The sequence below is a fragment of the Brenneria corticis genome, assembly GCF_003115855.1.
Taxonomy (GTDB): Bacteria; Pseudomonadota; Gammaproteobacteria; order Enterobacterales; family Enterobacteriaceae; genus Brenneria; species Brenneria corticis.
The window spans coordinates 35904-61875 of record NZ_KZ819080.1 but is presented as its reverse complement, the minus strand read 5'-3'; the positions used below and the strand labels follow the sequence as shown (position 1 = coordinate 61875).

At 58.8% G+C, this 25972-nt stretch carries 27 protein-coding genes; 14 read left to right on the top strand and 13 right to left on the bottom strand.

Going from position 1 to position 25972, the window contains the following annotated elements:
* Positions 1-70: 70 nt before the first annotated feature.
* The 5 genes from yigB to lptM all read right to left on the bottom strand — a co-directional run bounded on the left by yigB (position 71) and on the right by lptM (position 3555).
* Positions 71-787, bottom strand: coding sequence for a 5-amino-6-(5-phospho-D-ribitylamino)uracil phosphatase YigB (gene yigB / locus DDT56_RS12515; RefSeq protein ID WP_136166774.1), 717 nt, complete (start codon positions 785-787; stop codon positions 71-73).
* Positions 787-1719: a tyrosine recombinase XerC gene (gene xerC, locus DDT56_RS12510; RefSeq protein WP_136166773.1), complete on the bottom strand. Its 933-nt coding sequence runs from the start codon at positions 1717-1719 to the stop codon at positions 787-789. Before xerC ends, yigB begins: the two co-directional genes overlap by 1 nt.
* A complete protein-coding gene (locus DDT56_RS12505; RefSeq protein WP_136166772.1) occupies positions 1716-2423 on the bottom strand; it encodes a DUF484 domain-containing protein in 708 nt (235 codons plus the stop codon). Before DDT56_RS12505 ends, xerC begins: the two co-directional genes overlap by 4 nt.
* The gene (dapF, locus tag DDT56_RS12500) at positions 2420-3244 is read right to left on the bottom strand and encodes a diaminopimelate epimerase (RefSeq protein ID WP_136166771.1); all 825 of its coding nucleotides are present in this window, start codon (positions 3242-3244) and stop codon (positions 2420-2422) included. Before dapF ends, DDT56_RS12505 begins: the two co-directional genes overlap by 4 nt.
* 143 nt (positions 3245-3387) lie before the next feature.
* Complete coding sequence (lptM, locus tag DDT56_RS12495) at positions 3388-3555, bottom strand: LPS translocon maturation chaperone LptM (RefSeq protein ID WP_136166770.1); 168 nt, start codon at positions 3553-3555, stop codon at positions 3388-3390.
* A 77-nt stretch (positions 3556-3632) separates the two neighbouring features.
* On the opposite strand from lptM, the gene cyaY reads away from it, so the two are divergent.
* On the top strand, positions 3633-3953 hold the full coding sequence (cyaY, locus tag DDT56_RS12490; RefSeq protein ID WP_136166769.1) for an iron donor protein CyaY: 321 nt from the start codon (positions 3633-3635) through the stop codon (positions 3951-3953).
* 19 nt (positions 3954-3972) lie between these two features.
* Here cyaY and DDT56_RS12485 read toward each other — a convergent pair whose 3' ends face one another.
* Together DDT56_RS12485 and DDT56_RS12480 are read right to left on the bottom strand one after the other, a co-directional pair.
* On the bottom strand, positions 3973-5145 hold the full coding sequence (locus DDT56_RS12485) for an MFS transporter (protein ID WP_136166768.1): 1173 nt from the start codon (positions 5143-5145) through the stop codon (positions 3973-3975).
* Positions 5146-5190: 45 nt separating this feature from the next.
* Positions 5191-7740, bottom strand: coding sequence for a class I adenylate cyclase (locus tag DDT56_RS12480; protein WP_136166767.1), 2550 nt, complete (start codon positions 7738-7740; stop codon positions 5191-5193).
* Positions 7741-7765: 25 nt separating this feature from the next.
* On the opposite strand from DDT56_RS12480, the gene DDT56_RS12475 reads away from it, so the two are divergent.
* Genes DDT56_RS12475 through hemY form a run of 5 tightly spaced genes read left to right on the top strand, consistent with a single transcriptional unit; the run spans position 7766 to position 12115 of the window.
* Positions 7766-8038 carry a hypothetical protein gene (locus DDT56_RS12475; protein ID WP_168197617.1) on the top strand — a complete coding sequence of 91 codons (273 nt, stop codon included), beginning with the start codon at positions 7766-7768 and terminating at the stop codon, positions 8036-8038.
* Between the two features lie 35 nt (positions 8039-8073).
* The gene (gene hemC, locus DDT56_RS12470; protein ID WP_136166765.1) at positions 8074-9015 is read left to right on the top strand and encodes a hydroxymethylbilane synthase; all 942 of its coding nucleotides are present in this window, start codon (positions 8074-8076) and stop codon (positions 9013-9015) included.
* Positions 9012-9752: a uroporphyrinogen-III synthase gene (hemD, locus tag DDT56_RS12465; RefSeq protein WP_136166764.1), complete on the top strand. Its 741-nt coding sequence runs from the start codon at positions 9012-9014 to the stop codon at positions 9750-9752. Before hemC ends, hemD begins: the two co-directional genes overlap by 4 nt.
* Positions 9753-9776: 24 nt before the next feature.
* A complete protein-coding gene (hemX, locus tag DDT56_RS12460; RefSeq protein ID WP_136166763.1) occupies positions 9777-10901 on the top strand; it encodes a uroporphyrinogen-III C-methyltransferase in 1125 nt (374 codons plus the stop codon).
* Between the two features lie 2 nt (positions 10902-10903).
* Positions 10904-12115 (top strand): protoheme IX biogenesis protein HemY, encoded by a 1212-nt coding sequence (gene hemY, locus DDT56_RS12455; protein ID WP_136166762.1) that lies wholly within the window; start codon positions 10904-10906, stop codon positions 12113-12115.
* A 538-nt stretch (positions 12116-12653) separates the two neighbouring features.
* Here hemY and DDT56_RS12450 read toward each other — a convergent pair.
* A complete protein-coding gene (locus DDT56_RS12450; protein WP_136166761.1) occupies positions 12654-13307 on the bottom strand; it encodes a GntR family transcriptional regulator in 654 nt (217 codons plus the stop codon).
* Between the two features lie 9 nt (positions 13308-13316).
* On the opposite strand from DDT56_RS12450, the gene DDT56_RS24400 reads away from it, so the two are divergent.
* From DDT56_RS24400 to DDT56_RS12415, 8 genes are all read left to right on the top strand, one after another.
* Entirely contained in the window at positions 13317-13490 is a 174-nt protein-coding gene (locus DDT56_RS24400) for a hypothetical protein (RefSeq protein ID WP_168197619.1), read from the top strand.
* 157 nt (positions 13491-13647) lie between these two features.
* Positions 13648-15006, top strand: coding sequence for an MmgE/PrpD family protein (locus DDT56_RS12445; RefSeq protein ID WP_136166760.1), 1359 nt, complete (start codon positions 13648-13650; stop codon positions 15004-15006).
* Between the two features lie 82 nt (positions 15007-15088).
* On the top strand, positions 15089-16414 hold the full coding sequence (locus DDT56_RS12440; protein WP_136166759.1) for an MmgE/PrpD family protein: 1326 nt from the start codon (positions 15089-15091) through the stop codon (positions 16412-16414).
* A gap of 54 nt (positions 16415-16468) precedes the next feature.
* Positions 16469-17224, top strand: a complete 756-nt coding sequence (locus DDT56_RS12435) for a sulfite exporter TauE/SafE family protein (RefSeq protein ID WP_210417018.1) — start codon at positions 16469-16471, stop codon at positions 17222-17224.
* Between the two features lie 197 nt (positions 17225-17421).
* A complete protein-coding gene (locus DDT56_RS12430; RefSeq protein WP_136166758.1) occupies positions 17422-18471 on the top strand; it encodes an amino acid ABC transporter substrate-binding protein in 1050 nt (349 codons plus the stop codon).
* A gap of 159 nt (positions 18472-18630) precedes the next feature.
* The gene (locus tag DDT56_RS12425; protein ID WP_136166757.1) at positions 18631-19854 is read left to right on the top strand and encodes an amino acid ABC transporter permease; all 1224 of its coding nucleotides are present in this window, start codon (positions 18631-18633) and stop codon (positions 19852-19854) included.
* A gap of 10 nt (positions 19855-19864) precedes the next feature.
* Entirely contained in the window at positions 19865-20989 is a 1125-nt protein-coding gene (locus DDT56_RS12420) for an amino acid ABC transporter permease (RefSeq protein ID WP_136166756.1), read from the top strand.
* Positions 20986-21741 (top strand): amino acid ABC transporter ATP-binding protein, encoded by a 756-nt coding sequence (locus DDT56_RS12415; protein WP_136166755.1) that lies wholly within the window; start codon positions 20986-20988, stop codon positions 21739-21741. The genes DDT56_RS12420 and DDT56_RS12415 overlap by 4 nt, the downstream gene beginning before the upstream one ends.
* Before the next feature lie 138 nt (positions 21742-21879).
* Here the strand turns inward: DDT56_RS12415 and DDT56_RS12410 are convergent, their stop codons facing one another.
* The 5 genes from DDT56_RS12410 to DDT56_RS12390 form a co-directional block, all read right to left on the bottom strand.
* Entirely contained in the window at positions 21880-23037 is a 1158-nt protein-coding gene (locus tag DDT56_RS12410) for a M20 peptidase aminoacylase family protein (RefSeq protein ID WP_136166754.1), read from the bottom strand.
* A 79-nt stretch (positions 23038-23116) separates the two neighbouring features.
* A complete protein-coding gene (locus tag DDT56_RS12405) occupies positions 23117-23878 on the bottom strand; it encodes an amino acid ABC transporter ATP-binding protein (protein WP_136166753.1) in 762 nt (253 codons plus the stop codon).
* Positions 23879-23887: 9 nt separating this feature from the next.
* Positions 23888-24559 (bottom strand): amino acid ABC transporter permease, encoded by a 672-nt coding sequence (locus DDT56_RS12400; RefSeq protein WP_040343583.1) that lies wholly within the window; start codon positions 24557-24559, stop codon positions 23888-23890.
* Positions 24560-24635: 76 nt separating this feature from the next.
* The gene (locus DDT56_RS12395) at positions 24636-25436 is read right to left on the bottom strand and encodes an amino acid ABC transporter substrate-binding protein (protein ID WP_210417017.1); all 801 of its coding nucleotides are present in this window, start codon (positions 25434-25436) and stop codon (positions 24636-24638) included.
* Complete coding sequence (locus tag DDT56_RS12390; protein ID WP_136166752.1) at positions 25433-25960, bottom strand: GNAT family N-acetyltransferase; 528 nt, start codon at positions 25958-25960, stop codon at positions 25433-25435. Before DDT56_RS12390 ends, DDT56_RS12395 begins: the two co-directional genes overlap by 4 nt.
* Positions 25961-25972: the final 12 nt, after the last annotated feature.

The following is a 25972-nucleotide window of genomic DNA, read 5'->3' as shown; positions in this document are numbered from 1 at the left end:
GACGGGAAACCGGATCGCCGCCAAGGAGACCGATTCCCACTGATTATTTATACAGCATCCATACCGGTGATTATAGCAACGCCGTCAGCGATGCCAACCGGGAAATTTCAAGATGCGGCAGCAGGCGCGCGTCATCAATGCGCATCAGGTTGCCTTGCCGCAGGTTGATCCAGCACGCCTGTAGCCCGCAGCGCAGCGCGCCGGCGACGTCGGTGGTGAGATCGTCCCCCACGTGCAAAATCCCGCTCGGCGGCAGATCGAGCTTTTCCGCCGCCAGATGATACATATCGGCGAACGGCTTGGCGCGGCCGTGCGGGCCGGCGCGCAGAATAAAGCGGAAGTAGCCGTCCAGACCGAACAGATGGGGTTCGGCATTGCCGTTGGTGATCGCCGCCAGCGGCAGACGCTCGGCCAGCGCCGCCAGCGCGCGGTGCGTCTCTTGCGTCACGCTGATGCGGCTGCGCCAGAGGGCGAAGTTTTCCATCGACGCCTGCGCTCCCTGCGCCGCCTGGTCGGCGCTCAGGCCGACGTCCGTCAGCGCCCGCTCGACCGTACGCCGCCGCCATTCGGTAACGTCGTGATAGATTTCCGGCTCCCGTTGCCGTAGTTCGTTGCGCAGGCGGTGGAAATCCGTTAGCTGAAAATCCCGCAGGGCGGGATGGTAGCGCTGCAGAAAGTCTATCGACTCCCGCTCGGTACGCCGTATCACATCATGGTTATCGTACAGCGTGTCGTCCAGATCGAAGGTGATCGCCCGGACTTCACCCAGCGGTCGATAAAAATGCATCAGGTTTTTCCCCGTTTGGCGCGTGGATGCGCGGCATCATACACGGAAGCTAAATGCTGAAAGTCCAGATGGGTATAAATCTGCGTGGTGGAAAGGTTGGCATGGCCGAGCAATTCCTGCACCGCCCGTAAATCGCCGCTGGACTCCAGCATATGGGTGGCGAAAGAGTGGCGCAGCTTATGCGGGTGAACATGGCTGTTTACCCCCTGTTTTACCCCCCACTCGGCAAAGCGCTTCTGCACATTGCGCATGGAGATGCGCCGCCCCTGATTGGATATAAAGATCGCCTCATCCTGCGGCCCGAACAGTTCGCGCAGCCCCAGCCAGCGCGTCAGCCAGACGACCGCCGTTTTCCCCATCGGCAACCTGCGCTCTTTGCTGCCCTTGCCCATGACCCAGACTTCGCCGCTATCCAGGTCGACGTGCCGGCAATCCATCCCCACCAGCTCGGCCAGACGCAGGCCGGCGCCATACATCACCTCCAGCATGGCCCGATCGCGCACCGCCAGCGGATCGTCAAGATCGATATCCAGCAGGCGGTTCATCTCATCCACATCCATATTTTTGGGAAGATGGCGTCCGGCGCGGGGCGTGGACACCCCCTTGGCCGGATTCGCGCCCAGTACGCCGCGCGACACCAGCCAGTCGAGAAAGCTGCGCAGGGCGGACAGGCGCAGCGCCAGACTGGCGGCGTGCAGCCCGTCCCGCTTACTGCGGGAGACGACCGCGCGCACGCCGGCCGCATCCAGGCGCCGCCAGTCATCGACGCCGGCCGCCGCGACGATGGCGATCGTCGCCGCCAGCTGGCGCGCATAGCTGATTTGCGTCAGCCCGCTCAGCTGGCGCTCGACCTTCAGATAGCGCAGGAAATCGTCAACCGGCGACTGCAGCGACGATAGCGATGAGGCGGCCGGCGAGTCAGGCTGGCTCATATCCGTTCAACCCAGCGCTCCAGCATGGCAGGCAGCATGGTCGTCGCCAGCTGTTGCAGCAGCACGGTTCCCATACCATCCTGATAGTGATGGCTGTCGCGGCTGGAAAAAATAAGCAGCCCCAGATCGTGGTTTTCACCCATCATCGACAGGGCCACCGAACCAATCTGCTTCGCCTGCGGCAACAGCAGCAGCAGTTCAGGGCCGTTCAGACTGCCCAGATAATGGCTGGCCTGGCCGAGGCGCTGAATACGCAGGGGTTCGAACAGGGAACGATTCAGGGATAAATGGGTAAAGTCGGAGGGCGCGCCAATCCGCCATTTGTCGCTGAACAGGCGAACCGACGCCCCCGCCAGCCCCAGCTTGCGCGCCCAGCGCTGCAGCCGGTCGAGCATATCCAGCAGGCTATCCGCGGAGGCCAGTTCCGTTTGCAGGTTCAGTAAGCGGTTAAACAGCAATTCGTTCGCCCCGGCCTGTTCCATCAGCAGCGTGATTTCCTCCTCAAGCTGGGTGATGTGGTTCCGCTGGCGCGCCAGCTGCCACTCCACCAGCGATACCGTTCCCCTGACGGGGTGCGGGATGCGCATCTGCTCGATTTGCCGGGCATTACGGATAAAAAAATCGGGATTCTGTTGCAGGAACTGCAAAACCATATCGTCACTGAGTGCGACCCGGCGCTCTGCCTGCTCCTCGACATTCTTCATAAATGAATAAATCCATCGTAAACATGCGTTGCAGGACCGGTCATAAATAGCGGATGACCCGGCCCCTCCCAGTGGATCTGTAAATCGCCGCCCGGCAGCGACACCCGGACCTGCGCGGACAACAGATCCTGTTGAATGCCTACCGCCACGGCGGCGCAGGCGCCGCTGCCGCAGGCCTGGGTTTCGCCGGCGCCGCGCTCATACACCCGCAGGCTGATGTTTTGGCGATCGATAACCTGCATAAATCCGATATTAGCACGTTCCGGGAAACGCTCATGATTTTCCAGCAGCGGCCCCAGCACCTCGACGTTGGCGGTCGCCACATCCTCGACCTGGATCACGCAGTGCGGGTTGCCCATGGATACCGCGCCACAGAGTACGGTGTGCTCTTCGGCGCGCATAATGTAGGTTTTTTCCGCTTTTATGGCGCGAAAAGGGATCTGCTGCGGATCAAAATTGGGCTCTCCCATATTGACGCGGACCAGATCGTCGTCGGTGACGCTGAGCACCATTCTCCCCGTCTGGGTGCTCACCGCGATATCTCGCTTGCTGGTCAACCCTTTCAGGCGCACAAAACGGGCGAAACAGCGGGCGCCGTTGCCGCACTGCGCCACCTCGCTGCCGTCGGCGTTAAAAATACGGTAATGAAAATCCAGCTCAGGATCGTACGGCGGCTCCACCACCAGGAGTTGATCGAAGCCGATACCACAATGCCGATCCGCCAAACGGCGGATCAGTTCGGGTGAAAAATAAACATTTTGCGTAACGGCATCAACAACCATGAAATCATTGCCTAATCCGTGCATTTTAGCGAACTGCATTATCCTGACTCCGCTGGCTTAACCGGGCGCGGTAAAAACGCTATCGTGACCTGTTATAAAATTATGATTACCCTGCACCCTTTCCGGTTGCAGCGGCGTCTATGCCCCTGGAAACCTGTGGGGCATAGACGCGCCGTCGCCGACTACCGCTGCGCGGACGACTGTTGCTGTGCGTGATTCGCATCCTGCTGCTGAGCGGTCGGCGCTGCCGATTGTTGCTCCGGCGGAAAATAAAGCGGCCCTTTCATGCCGCATCCGAACAGACTCAGCAACGATAACGCCAGAAAAAACCGGCGAAAAACTTTTTTCATAACATTAAGACCTGTAATTCATACATGCATGCTCTCTATAATCGCAGGTGGATCATGAAAATCAATAGGAATCGAAAATGAACGATAGCGAGTTCCACCAATTAGCCGACGAATTGCTGCTTCAACTGGAAGAAAGGCTGGATCAATTTGCCGGCGATGCCGATATCGATTATGAAACCAACGGCGGCGTGATGACGCTAACCTTTGAAAACGGCAGCAAAATCGTGATTAACCGGCAGGAGCCGCTGCACCAGATCTGGCTGGCCGCCAGGTCGGGGGGATATCATTTCAATTACCAGGATCGGCGCTGGGTGTGCGATCGCGGCGGGGAGGATTTTTGGACGCTGCTGTCCCGCGCCTGCTCAACGCAGGCCGGGGAGACCGTTCACTTCAGCTAGCCCCCGGCGATGCGCGACCCTATTTACGTCGCATCAGCAACAGCATCAACGCCGTCGCCAGCAGAATGACCACGCTCACGATATTCACCAGCGGCCAGCCGCTGGTGAACGCCATCATGCTGCCCGCCGACAGCGAGGCCAGCGCATTGGGCAGGCTGATAACCAGCGAGTTGATGCCCTGAATCCGGGCTTTATGCGCCGAATGGGAAAACGCATTCAGCATAAATGTGCCGCCGTTGAACATAAACGCCCAGCCCACGCCGAACATCACCAGCGAGGAGAGGAAGTGCCAGAAGGTGAGGCCGTTCATCGCCAGCGCGATACCGATTAAGTTACAGATAATCCCCGTAACCACCACCGTACCGGCGCTCAATCTTTTGGCCAGCAGCGCCAGCACCAGAGCCGGGGCATACATGGCGACAAAGTGCCACTGCAGCACCATGGCGCTGCTGCTGACGGAAAAATGGTGCCGATGCATCGCCAGCGGGGCGGAATTCATCAATAGCGTCATCACCACAAAGCCGGCGGTACAGCTGGCCGTCCCGAGGATAAACGCCCGGCTTTTCAAAACCGCAGAGAGCGGCTCCGCGATTTTTTCGGTTCCGACGTTCACCGCCGCCGGCGGCAGCTTCAGGCCCAGCAGCAGCAGGGCCGTCACGATACAGATCAGCGCCGCGACCAGAAAACTGCCGAGAAACGGATACAGCGGCCAGAAATCGGCAGAGCGGCTGGCGGCGGCCGGACCGAGAAAGCCGCCCAGGATGCCGCCGCTGATCACCCAGGAAATCGCGCCGTTCTTCTGGCGGTTATCGCTGAACACCTCGGCGGCGGCAAAACGGTAATATTGATTAAAGGCGCAGGACATCCCCAGCACAAAGGTCGCCAACACAAACAGGGGGAAGTTTTTCAGCACGATCGCCAACGCCGCCAGCAGCGACCCGGCGACGCCCAGCGCCGTACCGATAATAAAGGCGTTTTTTCTGCCGTATTTCGCCATCAGCGAAGAAACCGAGTAAATCATCAGCGTGGCGCCGCATACGGTGGCGGTAATCGGCAGGGTGGTCAGCAGCGGGATCGGCGCCATCAGGATGCCGACCAGGGTGGAAGACAGGGTCATCAGCGAGATGATGCTGCCCGTCAACCCCTGTCCCAGCGCCAGCAATATCAGGTTTCTGCGTTGCAACGTATTCATGGCAATTCCCTTGGTGAATGCGCTGAAAAATCGGGGTTGAGGAAATTAAAGGATATGCAGCCGCTGCGGCATCTCCCTGGAGACATCGTTGACCACCGGGGTAATGCACAGGTGGGAAAGCGCGCTGCTGCGGAACGGGATCACTTGGGTTCTGCCGTCCAACTGCACAATCTGATAAAACTGCGGCAGGTTGAAGTTGATAAAGCTGGAGCCATAGGTAAAGCGGTCGTGAGACGACGAGTAGAAACGGCTGACGTCGCGCACCAGCTCTTCCTTGCTGCCCTCGCAGTGGTGATACACCTCAACCCGGTTGGACTCGTCGAGAATATAGATATTAAAGTCCTGATTCTCGACCACATCCTCAAAGAAGAACTGGATGATGCCTTCGCTGGCGACGCCATCGATAACCGGCGGCAGGTGTATGTGGTTGGTTTCGACCTGTACGCCCTGCAGCTTGTTGTTGGAAATCGCGCCATAGAATTCAACGGCGTTTTCCAGCTTCTGCACCGATACGCTCAGCCGTTCGAAAAACAGTCCCCAGGTTTCGCCTGCCACCTTCACCGCCTTAAAGCGGCCCGGCTCCTGGCGCGTGCTGGTCAGGCGCGACTCAATGCATTCCGAGACCAGCTGCTGCACCCGCGTGCGGATAAGGCCGCGCAAATGCTGGCTGTAGCAGAACACCTCCAGCGACTCCGGCAACGCGGCATCCTGGTGCATCTTGCCCAGAATGGTTTTCAGCGCTTCCAGCATCGCCTGCTCGCCGCTGAAATGCAGCGTACGCACTTCATTCCATGAGTTGCGGTACAGCAAATCAATGCTGCCGATCAGGCATTGCTGCTGCTGGCCGAAGCTGAAAACGTCCATCTGCCGGAAATCAAAATGCACCACCTGATTGCGGAAGGCCGCGGTGGGATCGTATTCCAGATTGACAATGATCGCCAAATGGCGAATTTCACACGGGCTGTACAGCGCCTTCGGCGTCGGCGCGGGCTGACGCAGCGGGAAATGCCGCGCGACGTCGGCCACCAGCGCCTGCAGGCGGGTAATATCGCACAGATCGCTGCCTTTGATATGCAGGCGCGTGCTCGGCGTCAACAGGCCGTTAAAGTAGGCCCAGGCCACCAGCTTATTCAGGTAACGGTTATATTCCAGCGGCTGATGGCTGATGATGGCGTCCATCGAGGGCGCCTGATTGTACAGATACCAGCCGGAGCGGTTGGCGCGCCCCGCCGGTACATAGATAAAGGTGAGATCCGGCTCGGACAAATCGGGGGAAATCTGCGGATTGAGCAGCGTCACCTTGCCCGGCAACGCTTCGAATGCGGCATACAGCTTACGGGTCAACACCCCGATGTCCTGCGGGCTGGCGCTGACGCTCAGATTATTACGGCGGGCGAAGCGGATAAGGTTGCGGTAGGTTTGCATCATCGCATCCAGCAGTTCGTTGTGCGCTTCCCGTACCCGTTCTATTTTCCAGTTCGCCCGATTGTCCAACATCGCCAGATGCTCATCGCTCCAGCCCCACTCCTGCACCAGCTGCTTCAGAATCTGGCGGCGCCAGCCCACGCAGGCGCGCTCGCGCGAGAGTTTTTCACAGACTTTTAAGTAGAAACATCGGCGCACCAGATCCAGCCGGGTTTGATCGTTTATCTGCGTCAGATAGTTCGTCACCCGCTCCAGCATCATGCAGTACGGATCCAGACCGAAAGAGACGATCTCGCCGTTATGCAGCCGTTTTTTGATATCCATGGACAGCAGATGCGTATCGGGATACTCCCAGGAATAGGCTTCCAGCAGCAGCGTTTTCAACACGGCCTTGTAGGGGGAGTCGATACTTTTATACAGTTGCCACAGGCTGGCACCGAAATACTCTTCCGCGGAAAGCGTACTCAGCCCGCCCAGATCCAGCCACTCGTTCGGCGCCAGTACGCCCTGAGCATACAGCGACAGCACATACTCATCGTAATTGGGTTCTTCTTCCACCGGCACCATATTCCACAAAATACGCTTGCCCGCCATGCGGACCGCCGTGCGGTAGAATTCGTCGAGTAACAGAATATGCTGGGTAGAGCCGCAGTCTTCGCCGCCCAGACTGCCGCTTTCATTGTGGCGGAAACGGTTTTCATCCATCAGGAAGAAGCTGACATCCACTCCCTGCACCGCCGCCCACTCTTCCAGCAGCGTGCATTTTTTCTGCAACCGCTGGCGCTCTTCGTTGTCCAGCCAGGATTGATGGCAAACCCAGATATCCAGATCGGAGCTACAGCTCTGGCCGATGGACGAGGTGCTGCCCATGGAGTAGACGCCGGTAATCGGCAGTTCGCCCTGCTCATGCGAATCCGCGCAGGGTCCCCACCTTAATTCGATATTATCCAGGTAGCGCTGCTGCTTTTCATCAGGCGTGTAGAAACAGACGCCGTGAGGAACCTTGCCCTCAACGTAGCCCGGCATCAATGGGTGATGATGATGTAGTAAAATCGGCAAAAGACTGTAAACCTGCTGAAAAGCGGGCTTCATTGCGGCCAGAGCACGGTCAACGCGCAGTTGGTTGATCGCATCCAGTCTTTGCTTCAAAGTCTCGATGTAAAAGTACAAGACGTTTCGCCTGATGATTGTCCCAGTGCCTAGAAAAACCCGTATTTCCACTTTGCCAAGAGTAAAATTAGAAGAATGTTTGACAAAATATTGCTGGAAACGTGATCAATTTAACACCTTGCCGATTAAGCGTAAAGAAAGTAAAGAAAGCGAGCGCATTTTACCTTGCTTTCACTACGATTTTAGTTCTCGTCCGCTCAATCCAACCCGCCACATACTTTTCAGACACCGTTTTACCCCTTTCGTTTTAAAACGCCGCGCCGGCGTCCGCAACCTGACACTGGCGCACCATCAGTGATACGATGGTGGAAAATGATAAAAACGGTATCAAGCATGTTAGACAATATTATTAGAATTGCCACTCGCCAGAGCCCGCTTGCGCTGTGGCAAGCACAATATGTTCAACAGCGCCTGAACGTCTCCCATCCGGGGCTTCAGGTCGAATTGGTGCCGATGGTGACCCGCGGCGACATCATCCTGGATACCCCGTTAGCCAAAGTCGGCGGCAAGGGATTATTTGTTAAAGAACTGGAGCTGGCGCTGCTTGAAGGGCGCGCCGACATCGCCGTTCACTCCATGAAAGACGTGCCCGCCGAATTCCCCGAGGGCCTTGGCCTGGCGACCATCTGCGAGCGTGACGACCCGCGCGACGCCTTTGTCTCCAATCGCTATGCCGGCCTTGAACAGCTTCCCGCCGGCAGCCGCGTGGGAACGTCCAGCCTGCGCCGCCAGTGCCAGCTGCGGGCGCGGCGTCCCGACCTGGTCATTGGCGATTTGCGTGGGAATGTGGGAACCCGCTTAGCCAGGCTGGACGCCGGCGAGTATGACGCGATTATCCTGGCGGTGGCCGGGTTAAAACGCCTGAAGCTGGAAGAGCGCATCCGCTGCCCGTTAAGCCCGGAAACGTCGTTGCCGGCGGTGGGGCAAGGGGCGATCGGCATTGAATGCCGGTTGGACGATAAACGCACCCGCCGACTGCTGACCCCGCTGAATCACGCCGATACCGCTTCGCGCGTGCTGGCCGAGCGGGCGATGAACCTGCGCCTGGAAGGCGGGTGTCAGGTTCCCATCGGCAGCTATGCCGAACTGGACGGCGATACTCTGTGGCTGCGCGCGCTGGTCGGCGCGCCGGACGGCAGCAGAATCATCAGCGGCGAGCGCAGAGGCAAAACCGCCGACGCGAAGCGGATCGGCACCGCGCTGGCGGAAGATCTGCTGGCGCAGGGCGCCGGGGAGATCCTGCGGGCGGTTTATCAGGAAACCCCTTCATCATGACGATTCTGGTTACCCGTCCGTCACCGGCCGGTGAGCAACTGGTGACCCGTTTGAGAAAGCTGGGCCACAGCGCTTACCACAGCCCGCTGATTGAATTTTCACCGGGGCGCGAACTGGCGCAGCTGCCCGCGCGGCTGGCGGCGCTGCGCCCCGGCGATCTGCTGTTTGCGCTGTCGCAGCACGCCATAGACTATGCCGACCCGCTGCTGGCCCGAAGCGGGACGGGCTGGCCGCAAACGGCGGCCTATTTCGCCATCGGCCGGACCACGGCGTTGGCGCTGCATACCGTCACCGCCCTGCCCGTCGCCTACCCGTCGCCAAGCGAAACCAGCGAAACGTTACTGCAATTACCCGAACTACGGCATGTTAATGGCAAACAGGCGCTATTATTACGGGGTAACGGCGGCAGGGAATTGCTGGGCGACACGCTCGCCGAGCGGGGAGCGCAGGTCAGTTACTGCGAATGCTATCAGCGCAGCCCGGTTTATTACGACGGCGCGGAGCAAAGCCGCCACTGGCAGCAGGCCGGCGTCGATAAACTGGTGATCACCAGCGGAGAAATGCTGCAACGGATCTATACTTTAGTTCCTGATTACTATCGGGCTTCCTGGTTACTGGGTTGTCGGCTGATAGTGGTTAGCGAACGTCTGGCCGCCCAGGCCCGCCGGTTAGGCTGGCGTAATATTCGGGTAGCCGATAATGCCGACAACGATGCGCTTATGCGCGCACTACAATAAACCTGATCATGGGATGTACCTTTTATGACGGAACACAATACCCCCACGACCCCATCTGAAGAGGTTGCAGAACGGGTGGAACCCGCGCATCAGCAGGAACCCGCGCCGCAGCCGGCCAAACGAGGCGGAATCGTGCTGGGAACGCTGGCTATCATTATCGCGCTGGCGCTTAGCGGCGGACTTTATTACTACACTCATCAACAAGATCGGCAGGAAGCGGCCGCCATCCAGGGCCTGGAGTCGCAGTTGAGCGCGCTGCAACAGCAGCACAAACAGCAACAGCAGCAGTGGCAGGACGCGCTGCAACAACAGACCAAAGCACAGGATGCCGCCGAGCAGCGTCTTAACGCCCTGACCCGGCAGACGGATGAAATGGGCGAAAAACTGGCGGCCCTCTCCAATCACGACACCAACGCCTGGCTGCTGGCGCAGGCGGATTTTCTGGTGAAACTGGCGGGCCGCAAGCTGTGGAGCGATAAGGACGTCACCACCGCCGGCGCGCTGCTGAAAAGCGCGGATGCCAGCCTGGCGGAAATGAACGACCCCAGCGTGATTGAAATCCGCCGCGCGCTCACCGGCGATATCAGCGCGCTGGCGGGCGTCAGCCAGATAGATTTCGACGGCATCATCCTCAAGGTCAACCAGCTGACCGATCAGGTGGATAACCTGCGCCTTGCCGACAACAACAGCGATGAAGCGCCGATGGATGAAAACAGCGCCGAGCTCTCCGCCTCCCTCAGCGAATGGCGGCAAAACCTCAGCAAGAGCTGGCATAACTTCCTGGCGGAGTTTATCACCATTCGCCGCCGCGACAGCGCCGCCGAACCCTTGCTGGCGCCGAGCCAGGACGTTTATCTGCGTGAGAATATCCGCTCGCGCCTGCTGGTCGCCGCCCAGGCTATCCCGCGTCATCAGAACGAAACCTATAAACAATCGCTGGAAACCGCCTCCACCTGGGTGAGGGCCTACTTCGATACCAGCGATCCCAGCACCCAGGCGTTTCTCGATCAGCTCGATGAACTGAGCCAGCAATCGGTGTCGATGGATGTTCCCACCGAACTGCAAAGCCAGCCGTTACTGGAAAAACTGATGCAGACGCGGGTACGCAACTTACTGGCTCAGGCGCCAGCGACACGGCAGGAGGGCTGAACATGCTGAAGATCCTGCTGTTGTTTCTTATCCTGATCGCCGGCGTAGTACTCGGGCCGATGGTGGCGGGCCACCAGGGATACGTACTGATTCAAACGGACAGCTACAATATTGAAACCAGCGTAACTGGCCTGGCGATCGTCCTGGTGTTGCTGTTCCTCGCCCTGCTGGCCGTCGAATGGATTATCCGCCGTATTTTCCATACCGGCGCCCGCACCCGCGGCTGGTTTCTGGGGCGCAAACGCAGCCGGGCCAGAAAACAGACCAAGGCCGCGCTGCTCAAACTGGCGGAAGGCGATTATCTCCAGGTGGAAAAATTACTCACCCGCAACGCCGACCACGCCGAGCAGCCGGTGGTTAACTATCTGCTGGCCGCGGAAGCGGCTCAGCAGCGCGGCGATGATTTCCGCACCAAGCAATATCTGGAGCGCGCCGCGGAAATCGCCGATAGCGATCAACTGCCGGTGGATATTACCCGCGTGCGCATCCAGTTGGCGCGCCATGAGGATCACGCGGCCCGTCATGGCGTCGACCGCCTGCTGGAAGTCGCCCCGCGCCACCCGGAAGTGCTGCGTCTGGCCGAGCAGGCTTTTCTGCGCACCAGCGCCTACGGCGCGCTGCTGGATATTCTGCCCGCGATGCGCAAAACGCACCTGCATGATGAAGAGCAGCTGCAAAGCCTGCAGCAACAGGCCTATATCGGCCTGATGAACCAGGCCATGGCGGACGGCGGCAGCGAAGGGCTGAAGCAGTGGTGGAATAATCAGAGCCGTAAAGTGCGCCATGAAGTTCCCTTGCAGGTGGCGATGGCGGAGCACCTTATCGAATGCGACGATTACGATACCGCCCAGAAAATCATTCTCGACGGGCTCAAGCGGCAGTACGACGAGCGGCTGGTGTTGTTGATGCCGCGGCTGAAAGCGGGCAACCCCGATCAGCTGGAAAAAATGCTGCGCCAGCAGATCAAACAGCAGGGCGCCACGCCGCTGCTGAACAGTACGCTGGGACAGCTATTGATGAAGCATGGCGAATGGCAACAGGCCAGCGACGCTTTCCGCGCCGCGCTGGAGCAGCGCCCGGACGCGTATGACTACGCCTGGCGCGCCGATGCGCTCGATCGCCTGCATCTGCCCGACGAAGCGGCGCAAATGCGGCAATCAGGCCTGATGCTGACGCTGCAATCCCCCGCCGAGCCGCCGCAACAGGGCGCCTGACCGGCGCCTGCAAAGCAAAAAAAAACGCTTACCGATAACGGTAAGCGTTGAAAAAATCAGGTCTTTAAGACAACGGTTGGTGCCTCACTCAACGTTGTGTCCGAAAAATCCGATGGAGATTCGCATCTTCATCTGGAATTGGACCATAGGCACCTTAAATTGGCTCTGCGTCATTCCCAGGATTATGAAGCCGAAGCAAGCATAGAAGGTGGAATGAGCATCTACGCCGTGAATTATGCACTTTCCATGCCATATATTCAATCATATCGGGAAAAGAAACAGACGGCGGATTAGCCGCTGAAAATAATATAATTATTTATTATGGCTCCAGGCTGCGCCGCACGGGCTTAACGGGAAAATCAGAGCTGAATCACATTAATCGTCGCCATTCAGCGACACCTCAAACAAATAAAAAAACTATTTATAGTTATCAATAAGTTAAACGTCTCCATTTGGAGACATCCAAGGCCGCATCTGTCGCCAAATACCAACAGTTCAAGGATCCTCCCGCACCAGGCGCGTCTGCGGCGGGCTGGTTTCAAAAATCCCGCTGGCTCAGTATTCCCAAGCGGGCGCGATAGCCATTTCTGATATGCCGGCAGGCGATCTCCTGCGCCGCTTCGCGATCGCGCCGCGCCAGCGCGTCGACAATCAGCTGGTGCTCTTTTTTCGCTTCCTCGACCCGTTCAGGCAATTCGTAGGTGGTCCCGCGCAGCAGCGACAGATGAATACGCAAATTATCCAGCATCTCGTTCAGATAGGGATTGTGGGTGGCGCGGTAAATCTGGCGATGAAACAACCGGTTATGATCGTGCAGCAGTTTGCTGTCGTCGATCTGCCGCTCGGCGTTAACCATTTTCTGCAACAGGGAGATCTCCTCTTCCGACGCCGAGGCCACGGCAAGCTCGATAGCCAGGCGCTCAAGTCCCTCGCGCACGGCAAATAGCTGACGCAACCGTTCATAGCTGATCTGGGCAATCATCAGGCCGCGCTGCGGGCCGGGCTCCACCAGCCCCAGGGTTTGCAGCCGGTGCAACGCTTCACGAATCGGCGTGCGGCTGAGACCAAACTGCTTCGCCAGCCGGGCTTCCTGCAAACGTTCCCCCGGCAACAGTTCGCCTCTTTCAATCGCCGCTATCAGGGTATCAAACGGCGATAACGCCGCCTCTCGGTCAGTCAGTTTTAGATTCATAATCCGTCAATGAGTAAGGTAACAATGAGAAAGCACGCGCCGGGCGGGCCAAAAATCATCATTATAAGCCAGCTTGATGCCTTCGCCGGAATGACGATCGTCAATGAGTTGAAAACGTTTCAAGTTTGCCCGACGCCGCGCCGTTGGCAATATCCCGCATTGCTTATTTTGTTCTTTACTTAGCTAAAAAGCATCTTTGTGGCGACGGGCGCTGTTGCTATTCTGCCTGACATAACGGTATACAAATGAATGCAACAAATAAAGGCCATGCTTATTTTTCCGGAATTGCAGCCCTTTTCATCGTTAGCGTCATAGCATTTTTGCTTAAGGAGTCATTGCGATGACCACTACCCCAGCGCGCTCGCGCGGAGAACAGCTTAGCCGGTTTATCAGCCATGCCCCCCGGCTCCCCATTCCCGACGCCGTGCTGCTCGAAGCCAAACGCGCGCTGGTTGATTATCTGGGCGTGGCGCTGGGCGCAGTCAATGACGACGCCGTACAGGCGGTGCGCCAGACCGTCGGGCGCTGGCATTCGCAGGGCGAGGCGCAAATTTTTCTCGGCGATAAAACCGCGCCGGCGCTGGCCGCGCTGGTCAACGGCACCATGGCGCATGCCGCCGATTACGATGATACCCATCCGGCGGGCGCCGGGCATCCGAGCAGCCCCTGCTGGTCCGCGGCGCTGGCGATGGCCCAGGCCTATCAGGCCGACGAACAGGCGACGCTGATCGCCTTTATTACCGGCTTTGAGGTGATGGCCAAGCTGGGCGGCGGCTGGGTGCCCGGCGTGGGGCGCAATCTGCAACGGCGCGGTTTCCACCCCACCTCGGTGGTGGGCCGGGCGGGCGCCGCCGCGGTCGCCGCCTCGATCCTGCAATTGAATCCGCAGCAAATCGCCAACGCGCTCGGCGCGGCGGCCACCATGATGGGCGGGCTACAGAAATCTTCCGGCACCCACGGCAAACCGTTTCACGCCGGCAAAGCCGCGATGGACGGCATTCTGGCCGCCGAGCTGGCCGCCGAAGGATTTACCGCCGCGCATCACTTCTATGAAACCGACGGCTGGGTGAAAATATTTATTCAGGACGGCAGCGCGGAAATTCCCGAGCTGGATTTCGGCGACACTTGGGAACTGCTCACCAACGGCTACAAGCTTTACGCCAGCTGCCGCGGGACACACGCGTCGATAGAAACCGCCCGCGGTCTCTATCCGCGTCTTAACGGCCGTAAAATCGAACGGATCCACGCCAAAGTACATCCGATGGGCATGGTTAACGCCGGTATCGCCAACCCGAAAACGCCGCTGGAAAGCAAATTCAGCATTCCCCACTGCATTGCCCTGGCGCTGAGCGGCTACCAGCTGACCGATATCGATTTCACCCAGCAGACCGTCGACGATCCGCGTCCGCGCCAATTGCTGCCGCTGCTGACGGTGGAAGCCGTGGACGGCCAGTCGGCCAGTTCCGCCTTTATCGACGTCTGGCTGGAGGACGGCGAACGGTTGCAGGGTGAAACGCGGGTCTATCGCGGTCATGCGGAAAACCCGCTCTCCGCCGAGGAACTGCGCGCCAAGTTCGACACGCTGACCGTTCCGCTGTTAGGCATCGCCGATAGCGACAGGCTGTACCAGGCGGCGATTAACTTTGAGCAGCCCGGCTCGCTGTCCGTCATCACCGAAATTTTGGCCGCTCGCGTCTAACCTCGACAGCCTCACCCATCTTGTCCCGGCCCGACATAACGGCCGGGCTTTTATTGCGCGATTTGTACAGGAAACCCGTTTCATGACCATTGCCCGCCAGTTTGCCCGTAACCTGCTGGAATTTTCCCGCCGGACCTTCCCCGCCGACGCCTTGACGCACGCCAGAACCGCCATTATCGATACGCTTGGCGTAACGCTGGCGGGCGGGGTTCAGGATGGAGCGCAAAAACTCCGCGCGGTGATCGTCCCCACGGCGGCGGCGGGGAAAAGCCGGGTGTTCGGCACCGATCTGCATCTCAACGCGCTGGATGCCGCCTTGCTGAACGGCACCTCCGCGCACCTGCTGGATTTCGATGACTCCAACTCCTGGCTGCACGGCCATATCTCGGTGGCGGTGCTGCCGGCGCTGCTGGCGCTGGCGGATGAGCGGCAATCCAGCGGCGCGGAGATACTGCGCGCCTATCTTACGGGATACGAAACCGCGGCGCGGATGGGAAAAACCGTCAGCCCGTTTCAATATCGCCACGGCTGGCACCCCACCACCTCGGTGGGCATCTTTGCCGCCGTCGCCGCCTGCGCCGTGCTGCTGGAGCTTAGCGAAGAGCAAACGGCCGCCGCGCTGTCGATTAGCGCGTCGCTGGCTTCCGGCATCAAGTCCAACTTCGGCAGCCAGACCAAATCGCTGGCGGTGGGGCACGCCAATCGCAGTGCGCTGATGGCGACGCTGCTGGCCCGTCAGGAGTACAGCGCCGGATTGACGGCCTTTGAACATCACCACGGTTATTTCAATGTCTATAACCGCGGGCCGGAAAACTATGACGCCGCCCCGCTCACCGAAGCCTGGGATGCGCCATCGCATATCCTCGATCGGGTCAAAGGCAACAACTTTAAATATTTCCCCTGCTGCTATGCGATCTTGTCGCCGCTGGACGCCCTGCTGACGCTGCGTGAACAGAGCGCGCTGCCCGCGGAGCGGATCGCGCGTATTCAGATCGCCGTCCACCCGATCCGTTTCCCGCACATCAATACGCCACGGCCGGAAACACCGCTGGCCGGGAAGTTCAGCCTGCATTATTGTATCGCTCGCGCCTGGCTCAACGGCCGGCTGACGCTGGATGATTTTATCGACGCCGCCGCGTTCAACGATCCCGCCACCAACGCTCTGATGGCGAAAGTCGAGCTGAGCTGTCACGATGAAAGCATTACCCACAGCGCGCAGGTTACGCTGATTACCGAGGATGGGCGGCGCCTTAGCCATTACGTGGCGGGAGCGCGCGGCTCCAGCGCCGACAATCCGTTGCCGGACGGCCTGATTGAGCAGAAATTCCTCGATTGCGCCGGCCAGGCGATGCCGCCTGAAGCGGCCCAGGCGCTGTATCAACGTCTGTTGCAGGATGATTTTCGCTGACCTTATCCACCTGCCCGACGGCAGGTCCGTCGTATTATTACGAGATTGTTTATTATGCTTAACCTGATCCCGCCGGAAATCTCACCGCTGTTTGCCGGCATACTGGTGTTTTGCAGTTTTCTCACCTCGGCGTTGACCGCCGCGCTGGGGCTGGGCGGCGGCGTGACGCTGCTGGCGATCATGGGATTGGGTATGCCGGTCAGCAGCCTGTTGCCGGTACACGGCATTGTGCAGCTCGGTTCGAATCTGAGCCGTACGCTGATGCAACGTCTGTACGTGGTATGGCCGCTGGTGCTGTGGTTTTTTATCGGTAGCGTCGCGGGCATCGCGCTTGGCGCGCCGGTCGCGGCCTGGATCCCGGACAGCGTGGCCAAAATCGCTCTGGCGCTGTTTATTCTGTGGTCGGTGTTTCATAAGCGCGCGCCGCCCAAAAAGATAAACCGTCCGTTCTTTATTCTCGGCGGGGCGGTGACCAGTATCGGCACCATGATCGTCGGGGCGACCGGCCCGCTGGTCGCCGGGCTGATCGGCTCGCAGGGGCTGACCAAACAACCGCTGATCGCCACTCACGCCACCTGTATGGTGCTGCAACACGGCCTGAAAATCCTCGCCTTCGGCCTGATGGGCTTTGCCTACGCCAGTTGGCTGCCGATGCTGATCGCCATGATCGCCAGCGGCGTGCTGGGCACCTGGCTCGGCACCCGGCTGCTGGATAACCTGCCCGAAAGGCTGTTTCGCACCGCCTTTCGCCTGACGATGGTTATCCTCAGCGCGCAGCTACTCTGGCAGGGCATCAGGGGCTGGGCGTAATTCGCGCATAACGGCAATTTTCCTATACCAACCAAAGCCTTTCTTGCTATATCCACTATTTCTCTTTGCATAGTGAAATTTGCTATTTGCCATTTAGACAGGGCGTTGAGAACATTGGTATACAAAAGAGCACCATAAATAAAAATACCAATAAATACATAATGTTAAATCAAATCACTCCGCTAAAAGGAATATTCATGCTAAATAAAACGCGCGCTTTGGCGGCAGTGATGCTGCTAACCCTGGGTAGCGCCCTGTCTCCCGCCCATGCGGAAACCGCCGTTGCCGGCAATGGCGAAACGCTGAAGAAAATCAAGGCCAGAGGAGAGCTGATCTGCGGCGTGCATCCTGCCCGTCACGGTTTTTCCTCCATCGACAGCAAAGGACAGTGGACCGGTCTGGACGTCGACTTCTGCCGCGTGCTGGCGACGGCGGTGTTCGGCGACGCCGGCAAGGTGCGTTTCACCCCGCTCTCCTCCGCCCAGCGTTTCCCCGCCATTCAGTCAGGCGAAGTGGACGTGCTGTCGCGCAACACCACCGCGCAGCTATCCCGCGACGTATCGCTGGGGCTGAACTTCGCGCCGCCGACTTTCTACACCGGCGTCGGCTTTATGGTGCGCGCCAACAGCGGCGTGAAAAAAATCGAGGATATGAATGGCGCCACCATCTGCGTCACGCCGGGCAGCGGAGCAGAATTTACCATCGCGCAGATCTTTGCTTCCCGTAACATGAAATACACCCCTGTGGTGATTGAAAACAATAAAGAGTACGTGTCCGCCTATCTGTCAGGCCGTTGCGACGTCATCGCCCGCGATAAAATCGCCCTGCCCGGGGTGAAAAACCATGACGCAGAAAACCCGGAGGATCACTACATCCTGCCGGGCATCTACTCTAAAGAACCGCTGGCGATAGCCGTGCGCAAGGGCGACGACCAGTGGTTCGACATTGTGAAGTGGGCGGTTTACGCCACTTTCAACGCGGAAGAGATGAACGTCAGCCAGTCCAACGTAGATGAACAACTGAAATCCAGCGACCCGGACGTACAGACGCTGCTGGGCGTCACCGGCGACTACGGCCAGAAGCTGGGGCTGGACAATAAATGGGTGTACAACATCGTGAAACAGGTGGGCAACTACGGCGATATCTATAACCGCCACTTCGGCCCCGATACCGCCGAACCGCTGGATCGCGATCTGAACAATCTGTGGACCAAGGGCGGCCTGCTGTACGGCTTGCCTATTCGTTAAGTTCCGCTCATCTCCAGGAGGCGTAAGTTCAGGCATCGCCCTGAACTTACGCCGTTGCGTTATGTGCTCCGCGCCCTGAACCCCTTCGGGTGACCTGGAGCGGCATCGCGCAAACGCCGCGGCGGGAAATACCAGACCTGAATAAAAGAAACGGCAGTAATGAAATCATCACATAAGACTCTCTCATCTGCGCGCGCGCCGCTGTCTTTAGAGACGTTGCCCCGACGCATCTTTTTCCTGCGCCTCTTAGACAATAAATCTTTACGCGCCTGGCTTTATCAATGCCTGCTCGGCGCGCTGATCGTGCTGTTCAGTTACTGGCTTTATAGCAACGTAGTGGACAATTTACGCGCGCAGAACATCGCCACCGGGTTCGGCTTTCTACACCACGCCGCCCAGTTTGAAATCGGCGAGAAACTCATCCGCTACACGCCGCGCGACAGCTACGCGCGCGCCATCGTCGTCGGTCTGCTCAACACGCTCAACGTAACGCTGTGCGGCATCGCGCTCGCCACCGTGCTGGGTTTTTCCGTCGGCATCGCCCGGGTTTCGCGTAACTGGCTGCTGGCCCGGCTGGCGGAAGGCTATATCGAATTGTGGCGCAACGTGCCGGTGATCCTGCAGGTGATTTTCTGGTCGGTGGTCATTCGCAACCTGCCCTCTCCCCGCGCGGCCATCGAACTCGGCAGCCTGGGGTTTCTCACCAACCGGGGGCTGTCGTTTACATTGCCCGCCGCCCATCCCGGCTGGCAGTGGAGCGCCGTCGCGCTACTCGCCGCGTTGCTGTTGAGCCTGCTCCTGCTGCGCGCTACGCGTTACTGGCGCGAATATCGCGGCAGTTCGCTGCCCGCCGGACGCGTCGCGCTGGCGCTCATCGTCGGTCTGCCGCTGTTGGCCTGGTGGCTGAGCGGCGCGCCGACGCAGTTGGATCGCCCCACTCTGCGCGGCTTTAATTTTCAGGGCGGTTTCACCATCAGCCCGGAATTCACCGCGCTGCTGCTCGGCATCGCGCTGTATTCTTCCGCCTTTATCGCGGAGATCGTGCGCGCCGGCATTCAGTCCATCCCGAAAGGGCAGTTGGAAGCGGCTCGTGCGCTGTCGTTTTCGCCCTGGATGACGATGCGCCGCGTCATCATCCCGCAGGCGATGCGCGTGATTGTGCCGCCGCTCACCAGCCAGTACGTCAGCCTGTCCAAAAACAGTTCCATCGCCGTGGTGGTGGGCTATCCGGAGCTGGCCAACATCGGCAATACGCTGATGACCCAGACCGGACAGGCGCTGGAAGTGATCGCCATCATGATGGTGGTCTACCTCACCGTCAGCACAATCACCTCGCTGCTGATGAATATTTTCAACCGCGTCGTCGCCATTAAAGAACGCTGAGGAGCGCGCTATGTCACTTCCCGCATTGTCATTCTCCTCCGCCAGCCCCCGCCTGCGCACGTCCCTGCTGTGGATGCGGCGTCATCTGTTCGGCAGCGTGCCGCAAACGCTGCTGACGCTGGCGCTGGCGGCCGCGCTGCTGTTCATCGGCGGCAAGCTGGCGCGCTGGGGCATTCTAGACGCCGTCTGGCAAACCGCCGATCCCAACGTGTGCCGGGCGGCGGCCGGCGCCTGCTGGGCGGTGATCGTGGAGAAACACCGGCCGATGCTGTTCGGGCTGTACCCTTACGATCAGCACTGGCGTCTGGTGATTGCGCTGGTTATCTGGTTCCTGGCGCTCGGCCTGTCGCTGATGCCGCGCTTCTGGCGCTCCCGCATCCTGCTGCCGCTGTGGGCGGCGGCGCTCGCCGCCATCGCCTCCCTGATGCACGGCGGCGTGTTCGGCCTGAGCGTCGTGCCGTCCAGCGAATGGGGCGGACTGCCGCTGACCGTCCTGCTGTTCAGCGGCACGGTGGTGCTCGGCATGCCGGTGTCCGTGCTGCTGGCGCTGGGACGGCGCTCGCCGTTGCCGTTCCTGCGCGGCCTGTCCGTGATTTTTATCGAGAGCCTGCGCGGCGTGCCGCTGATTACCATTCTGTTCGTCGCCGTCAACGTCTTTCCGCTCTTTCTGCCGCCGGGCATGGAAATCAACAAGCTGCTGCGCGTCGTCGTCGGCATCGCGTTGTTTTTCGCCTGCTATCAGGCCGAAGTGATCCGGGGCGGGCTGCAATCCGTACCGCGCGGGCAGTATGAGGCGGCCACGGCGCTCAATCTGGGCTACTGGCACACCACCACCAAAATCATTCTGCCGCAGGCGCTGCGTATCTGTCTGCCCGCCATGACCAACCACATTATCGCCGCGATGAAGAATACCTCGTTCGTGCTGATTATCGGGCTGTTCGATATCCTCACCGCCACCAGTTCGGTGATGCAGGACCCGCTGTGGCGCCGCTACTACCTCGAAACCTATCTGTTTATTTCGGCCATTTATCTGCTGTTCGGCTTTTTGCTTTCCCGCTATGCGCTGTGGGTGGAAAAACGCATTGATGCCAGCCGTAACCCCGACATGCTTAATCAAGGAGCCTCGCTATCATGAGCCATTCACTCGCCAACGACATCGTCATTGAAATCGACGCCGTCAGTAAATGGTACGGCGCGTTTCAGGCGTTGAACAATGTTTCCCTCAACGTGCGCAAAGGGGAGCGCGTGGTGATCTGCGGCCCGTCGGGGTCGGGGAAATCAACGCTGATCCGCTGCATCAATCGCCTGGAAGAGCACCATCAGGGCCACATTCGGGTCAACGGCGTTGAGGTCAACGACAACATCAGGAACATCAACCGGGTGCGTTCGCGTATCGGCATGCTGTTCCAGCAGTTCAACCTGTTTCCGCACCTGAGCGTACTGGATAACCTGACCATCGGCCCTACGCTGGTAAACAATAAGAAGAAGCAGGACGCCATCGATCTGGCCATGACCTACCTGGAAAAAGTGCATATCGCCAATCAGGCGCACAAGTTCCCGCTGCAGCTATCGGGCGGGCAGCAGCAGCGCGTGGCGATTGCGCGCGCCTTATGTATGCAGCCGGAAATCATGCTGTTTGACGAGCCGACCTCGGCGCTGGACCCGGAAATGATTAAAGAAGTGCTGGACGTGATGCTCGACCTGGCGGAAAGCGGTATGACCATGATCGTGGTCACCCATGAAATGGGCTTCGCCAAAACGGTGGCGGATAAGGTGATCCTGATGGCCGACGGCGGCGTGATCGAATCCGCGCCGCCGCAAACCTTCTTCAACCAGCCTGAACACCCGCGCACCCGGCAGTTTCTCGATCAGATACTCAGTCATTAACATCGAGGCGAACTGTCGCCCGGCGGAGACGGAATCAGGATGGAGCGATTAACCTATATTATATCAATAAGTTAATCGTCTCCTTCTCGCGACGGGATAGCGGTCAATGCCGGCAAAATACCGGCATGGCCTATCAACTCAGCGGGAGGCCAGCTGCTCCAGGCTTTGCTTCGCCAACTGATACAGGTAGTGCGCCGTGGGGAACAGCGCGCGATCGTCGACGCGGAATTTGGGGTGATGCAGCGCGTACGGGCCGCCGGACCCCACCATCATAAAGGTTCCCGGCAGCTTCTGCTGATAGAAGGCGAAATCCTCGCCGATGGGGCTGGCCTCAATGCGCCGCGCTTCGAACCCTTCTTCGTCCGCCACGTTCAGCGCGAAGTCGACCCACTGCGCCGTATTGACCACCGACGGCGGCCCGGCATGCCAGATAAACTCGATTTCTGCGCCAAAGGTAGCGGCAATCCCGGCCACAACCTGGCGAAAGCGCTGTTCGATCAGCTCGCGGACGGCCTGGCTGAAGGTTCTTACCGTACCTTCCACATAGGCGGTATCCGGGATCACGTTCCAGGTGCTGCCGCTGTGCACCTGCGTGATCGACACCACCGCATTGTTGTCCGACGGTACGCTGCGGCTGATAATCGTCTGCGTCGCGGAAATAAGCTGACCCAGAATAACGATGGGATCGTTGCCTTCATGGGGTTTCGCCGCATGACAGCCTTTGGCGGCGATTTTGATTTCAAAGCGGTCCACGCCGGCGGTCAGCGCGCCCTCTTTACCGCCGATCACCCCGACCGGCAGCGTGGGATCGTTATGAATGCCGAAGATCGCCGCCGCGTTGTCCAGCGCGCCGGTGGCAATCACCTCCGGCGCCCCCAGCCCCGTTTCCTCGGCGGCCTGAAACAAAATGCGCACCGTGCCTTTCAGTTCCGGCTCGATTTTTTTCAGCAGAATGGCGGCGCCCAGCGCGGCGGAAGAGTGGAAATCGTGCCCGCAGGCATGCATTACCCCTTTACGGGTTGAGGTAAAGTCAACGCCGGACTCCTCTTCAATCGGCAGGGCGTCGATATCGGAGCGCAACACCACCAGCGGGCCGCCCTGCTGCCCGCCGACTTCCGCCACCAGACCGGTCTTCAGCGGCAGATCGAGCACGCGAATCCCTTCCTTTTCCAGTACGGCTCTGATTTTCGCGGTGGTCTCAAATTCCTGATTCGATAATTCCGGGTGTTGATGCAGGTCGTGGCGAAATGCCTGAATAAACTGCGCCAACGGCTGATGCTGAGATGCTGTTTTCATTAATGCTTACTCCATATTGTCTGCTCCGCTTAACAGAGCCGCCCGCTCAGGGGCGTGCAGGTGCTGCTTTATTTTTCGGTTAAATGTCGAACTCGACCGGATCGGGAAGATTGGTCAACTGGCGTAAGAAACGCTGCGTCTGCGGATTATCGGAGAAGCTGATCACTTTTTCCGCCGGGCCTTCTTCAACGATATGGCCGTCCGCCATAAAGATAACCCGGTCCGCCACCTCCTGCGCGAACTGCATCTCATGGGTGACGATGACCATGGTGGTGTTGTTTTTCGCCAGTTTTTTAATCACCTGCAACACTTCGTGCACCCGTTCCGGATCCAGCGCCGAGGTCGGTTCATCAAACAGGATGGCTTTCGGATCCACCGCCAGCGCCCGGGCGATGCCGACGCGCTGCTGCTGCCCGCCGGACAGCGTCACCGGATACTGCGCCGCCTGCGGCAATAAGCCCACCTGTTCCAGCAGCGCCATACCTAGCTCGTCGGCCTGCTTTTTAGCCATTTTCTTCACCACGATCAGCGCCTCGGTGATATTTTCCAACGCCGTCTTATTCTTGAACAGGTTGTAGTTCTGGAACACCATGGCGGTCTGGCGGCGCAGCGCGTACGCCTCTTTGCCCGAGTAGCGGCGCGTATCCAGCACTTGCCCGCCAATCTCTATCGTTCCCGCCTGCGGCTTTTCCAGCAGGTTAAGGCAGCGCAGCAGGGTGGATTTTCCCGAGCCGGACGGGCCGATAATCGCCACCACTTCTCCCTGGGCGATATTCAGACTGATATCATCCAATACCACCTGATCGCCAAAGCGTTTAGTCAGATGCTTTACACTGATCATTTCAGCCCCCTATCGCTGCAGCGAGTGATTCAGTTTCTTTTCCAGCTGCTTTTGCAGCCAGGCGTAAACAATGATCACCAGCCAGTAAATCAGACCGACCACCAGGAAGGTCTCAAAGAAACGTAACGACTCCGCGGCAATCATCTTGCCTTCCGCGAACAGTTCGGAAACGCCGAGCGCGAACGCGACCGAGGTATCCTTGATCAGCGAAATAAAGGTATTGCCGGTGGCGGGCAACGCATTGAGCATGGCCTGAGGCAGCACAATCCGCCGGTAAATCTGCGCCTTACTCATCCCTACCGACAACCCGGCCTCCGTTTGACCGAAATCCACCGAGGCCAGCGCGGCGCGGAATATCTCCGCCATATAGGCCGACGTTTTCAGACTGAAGCCGATAATCGCCGCGGACATGGCGCTCAGATCGGACAACGCGGGGAAAAGCTGCGGCAAGCCGAAATAGATAATAAACAGCTGCACCAGAGAAGGTATGCCGCGGAATAGCGAGATATACAGCTCAACCAGTTTGACCACCAGCGTTATCTTGCTTTCCCTGATTAGCGCCAGCACCAGACCGATGATCATGGCGAAAAACATGGAAACCACCGCCAGCAACAGCGTCATCGGCAGATAGAGCAGCACCTGGGGAAAGACTTTTAGCAGGTAGGCAAGATCGATATTCATCAGTAATACCATTGATACCGCCATCGTGCGGCGCAGGCCGCGCCGATGGCTTTAAGATTGTCGAGAGGCGGCGCGATTAATGCGCGGCCGGCGGTGTGGTAATGTCTTCACCGAAATATTTGATCGACAGTTCCTTCAGTCGTCCGTCGTCGCGCAATTTGCTCAGTTGTTCATCAAACTGTTTGCGCAGTACGTCGCCCTGTTCGGTTTTATGGAACGGGAAACTGACCTCTTCCACCACCAGCGAATCCCCCACCAGCTTAAACGGCAGGTTACGCTTGTTGATTTCCGCCAGCAGAATCGGACGGGAATTCACATAGCCTTCCACGCGTTTGGACAACGCATCGTTCATTGCGCCGTCGCGGGTTTCATAGGTGCGGATCGTTACGCTGCCGTCCGGAAACGCCTTTTTCAGATTGTTGATATGGTTGGACCCCAGCACGCCCGCCACCGTTTTCCCTTTCAGGTCGTCCAGCGTGTTGATATCGGCGTTGTCCTTATGGGTGACGATCTGGCTGCCGTAGTAGCTGTACGGCTGGGCAAAGTTATATTTCTCCTTACGCACCGGCGTAATCGCCACCACGTTGGCGACCGTATCCAGCTTACCGGCTTCAAACTGCCCCATCAGGCCGCTGAAATCGGCGGTCACCCACTCGACCTTATAGTTCAGCTCCTTGGCGATGGTTTCGGTGATTTCAATATCGAAACCGACCAGCTTGTTATCCTGCTTGAAGCCGCTGGGGTAGCTCTGCCCGGTGGACCCGGCTCTCAACACTTTTTCGCCCTGGGACGCGGCTTTATCCTGAGAATCACAGCCCGCCGCCAGAAAGGCCGCGGCCAATGCTAAAACGGACAACGTCGCTTTTTTCATTATCATTTTGAATTTCTCTCTTTCCACTGGTTATATGAATGGTTATCAAGGATCTTTTCCATAAAAATGGTCAGATGGCCTTTGCCTAAATCCGCCTGCCCGACCTCTTTGAAACCATAATGTTTATACATTTCAAGCAGCCACGGGTGGCTTTGCGCGGTGCCCAACGACACCGCCGGCGCCTTGAGCTGGTCGATCAGAATATGCCGCTCCAGCCAGGCCATCATCTGCCGGCCCAGCCCCTGCTGTTTATAGTCCGGATGGGTGGCGAACCAGCCCAGATGCGGCAAACCGTAAGGACCGGGCTCCGGCCCCCAGGGGTAACGGATAGAGAATGACGATACCAGACGGCCATCCCTCTCCATGACATACACGCCGTGCGACGAGATATGCCTGCGCACCATATCAATATCCGCATGGGCGGCGGAAAAATTGATCCCTAACCGGCGTATCGGCTCAAACGCCGCCAGCGCCAATGCCAGAAACGCCTCGTCATCCTCCAACGTGGCCTGGCGAAATACCGTACTCATGATTCCACCTTA

Coding starts and splice junctions, on each gene's coding strand:
- DDT56_RS12425 (WP_136166757.1), top strand. CDS start 18,631: ATGAAATCATCACATAAGACTCTCTCATCTGCGCGCGCGCCGCTGTCT.
- hemD (WP_136166764.1), top strand. CDS start 9,012: ATGACGATTCTGGTTACCCGTCCGTCACCGGCCGGTGAGCAACTGGTG.
- DDT56_RS12420 (WP_136166756.1), top strand. CDS start 19,865: ATGTCACTTCCCGCATTGTCATTCTCCTCCGCCAGCCCCCGCCTGCGC.
- dapF (WP_136166771.1), bottom strand. CDS start 3,244: ATGCAGTTCGCTAAAATGCACGGATTAGGCAATGATTTCATGGTTGTT.
- DDT56_RS12405 (WP_136166753.1), bottom strand. CDS start 23,878: ATGATCAGTGTAAAGCATCTGACTAAACGCTTTGGCGATCAGGTGGTA.
- xerC (WP_136166773.1), bottom strand. CDS start 1,719: ATGAGCCAGCCTGACTCGCCGGCCGCCTCATCGCTATCGTCGCTGCAG.
- DDT56_RS12505 (WP_136166772.1), bottom strand. CDS start 2,423: ATGAAGAATGTCGAGGAGCAGGCAGAGCGCCGGGTCGCACTCAGTGAC.
- DDT56_RS12400 (WP_040343583.1), bottom strand. CDS start 24,559: ATGAATATCGATCTTGCCTACCTGCTAAAAGTCTTTCCCCAGGTGCTG.
- DDT56_RS12430 (WP_136166758.1), top strand. CDS start 17,422: ATGCTAAATAAAACGCGCGCTTTGGCGGCAGTGATGCTGCTAACCCTG.
- DDT56_RS12440 (WP_136166759.1), top strand. CDS start 15,089: ATGACCATTGCCCGCCAGTTTGCCCGTAACCTGCTGGAATTTTCCCGC.
- DDT56_RS12410 (WP_136166754.1), bottom strand. CDS start 23,037: ATGAAAACAGCATCTCAGCATCAGCCGTTGGCGCAGTTTATTCAGGCA.
- DDT56_RS24400 (WP_168197619.1), top strand. CDS start 13,317: ATGAGTAAGGTAACAATGAGAAAGCACGCGCCGGGCGGGCCAAAAATC.
- DDT56_RS12395 (WP_210417017.1), bottom strand. CDS start 25,436: ATGATAATGAAAAAAGCGACGTTGTCCGTTTTAGCATTGGCCGCGGCC.
- DDT56_RS12445 (WP_136166760.1), top strand. CDS start 13,648: ATGACCACTACCCCAGCGCGCTCGCGCGGAGAACAGCTTAGCCGGTTT.
- cyaY (WP_136166769.1), top strand. CDS start 3,633: ATGAACGATAGCGAGTTCCACCAATTAGCCGACGAATTGCTGCTTCAA.
- DDT56_RS12450 (WP_136166761.1), bottom strand. CDS start 13,307: ATGAATCTAAAACTGACTGACCGAGAGGCGGCGTTATCGCCGTTTGAT.
- hemY (WP_136166762.1), top strand. CDS start 10,904: ATGCTGAAGATCCTGCTGTTGTTTCTTATCCTGATCGCCGGCGTAGTA.
- DDT56_RS12415 (WP_136166755.1), top strand. CDS start 20,986: ATGAGCCATTCACTCGCCAACGACATCGTCATTGAAATCGACGCCGTC.
- lptM (WP_136166770.1), bottom strand. CDS start 3,555: ATGAAAAAAGTTTTTCGCCGGTTTTTTCTGGCGTTATCGTTGCTGAGT.
- hemC (WP_136166765.1), top strand. CDS start 8,074: ATGTTAGACAATATTATTAGAATTGCCACTCGCCAGAGCCCGCTTGCG.
- DDT56_RS12390 (WP_136166752.1), bottom strand. CDS start 25,960: ATGAGTACGGTATTTCGCCAGGCCACGTTGGAGGATGACGAGGCGTTT.
- DDT56_RS12485 (WP_136166768.1), bottom strand. CDS start 5,145: ATGAATACGTTGCAACGCAGAAACCTGATATTGCTGGCGCTGGGACAG.
- DDT56_RS12435 (WP_210417018.1), top strand. CDS start 16,469: ATGCTTAACCTGATCCCGCCGGAAATCTCACCGCTGTTTGCCGGCATA.
- hemX (WP_136166763.1), top strand. CDS start 9,777: ATGACGGAACACAATACCCCCACGACCCCATCTGAAGAGGTTGCAGAA.
- yigB (WP_136166774.1), bottom strand. CDS start 787: ATGCATTTTTATCGACCGCTGGGTGAAGTCCGGGCGATCACCTTCGAT.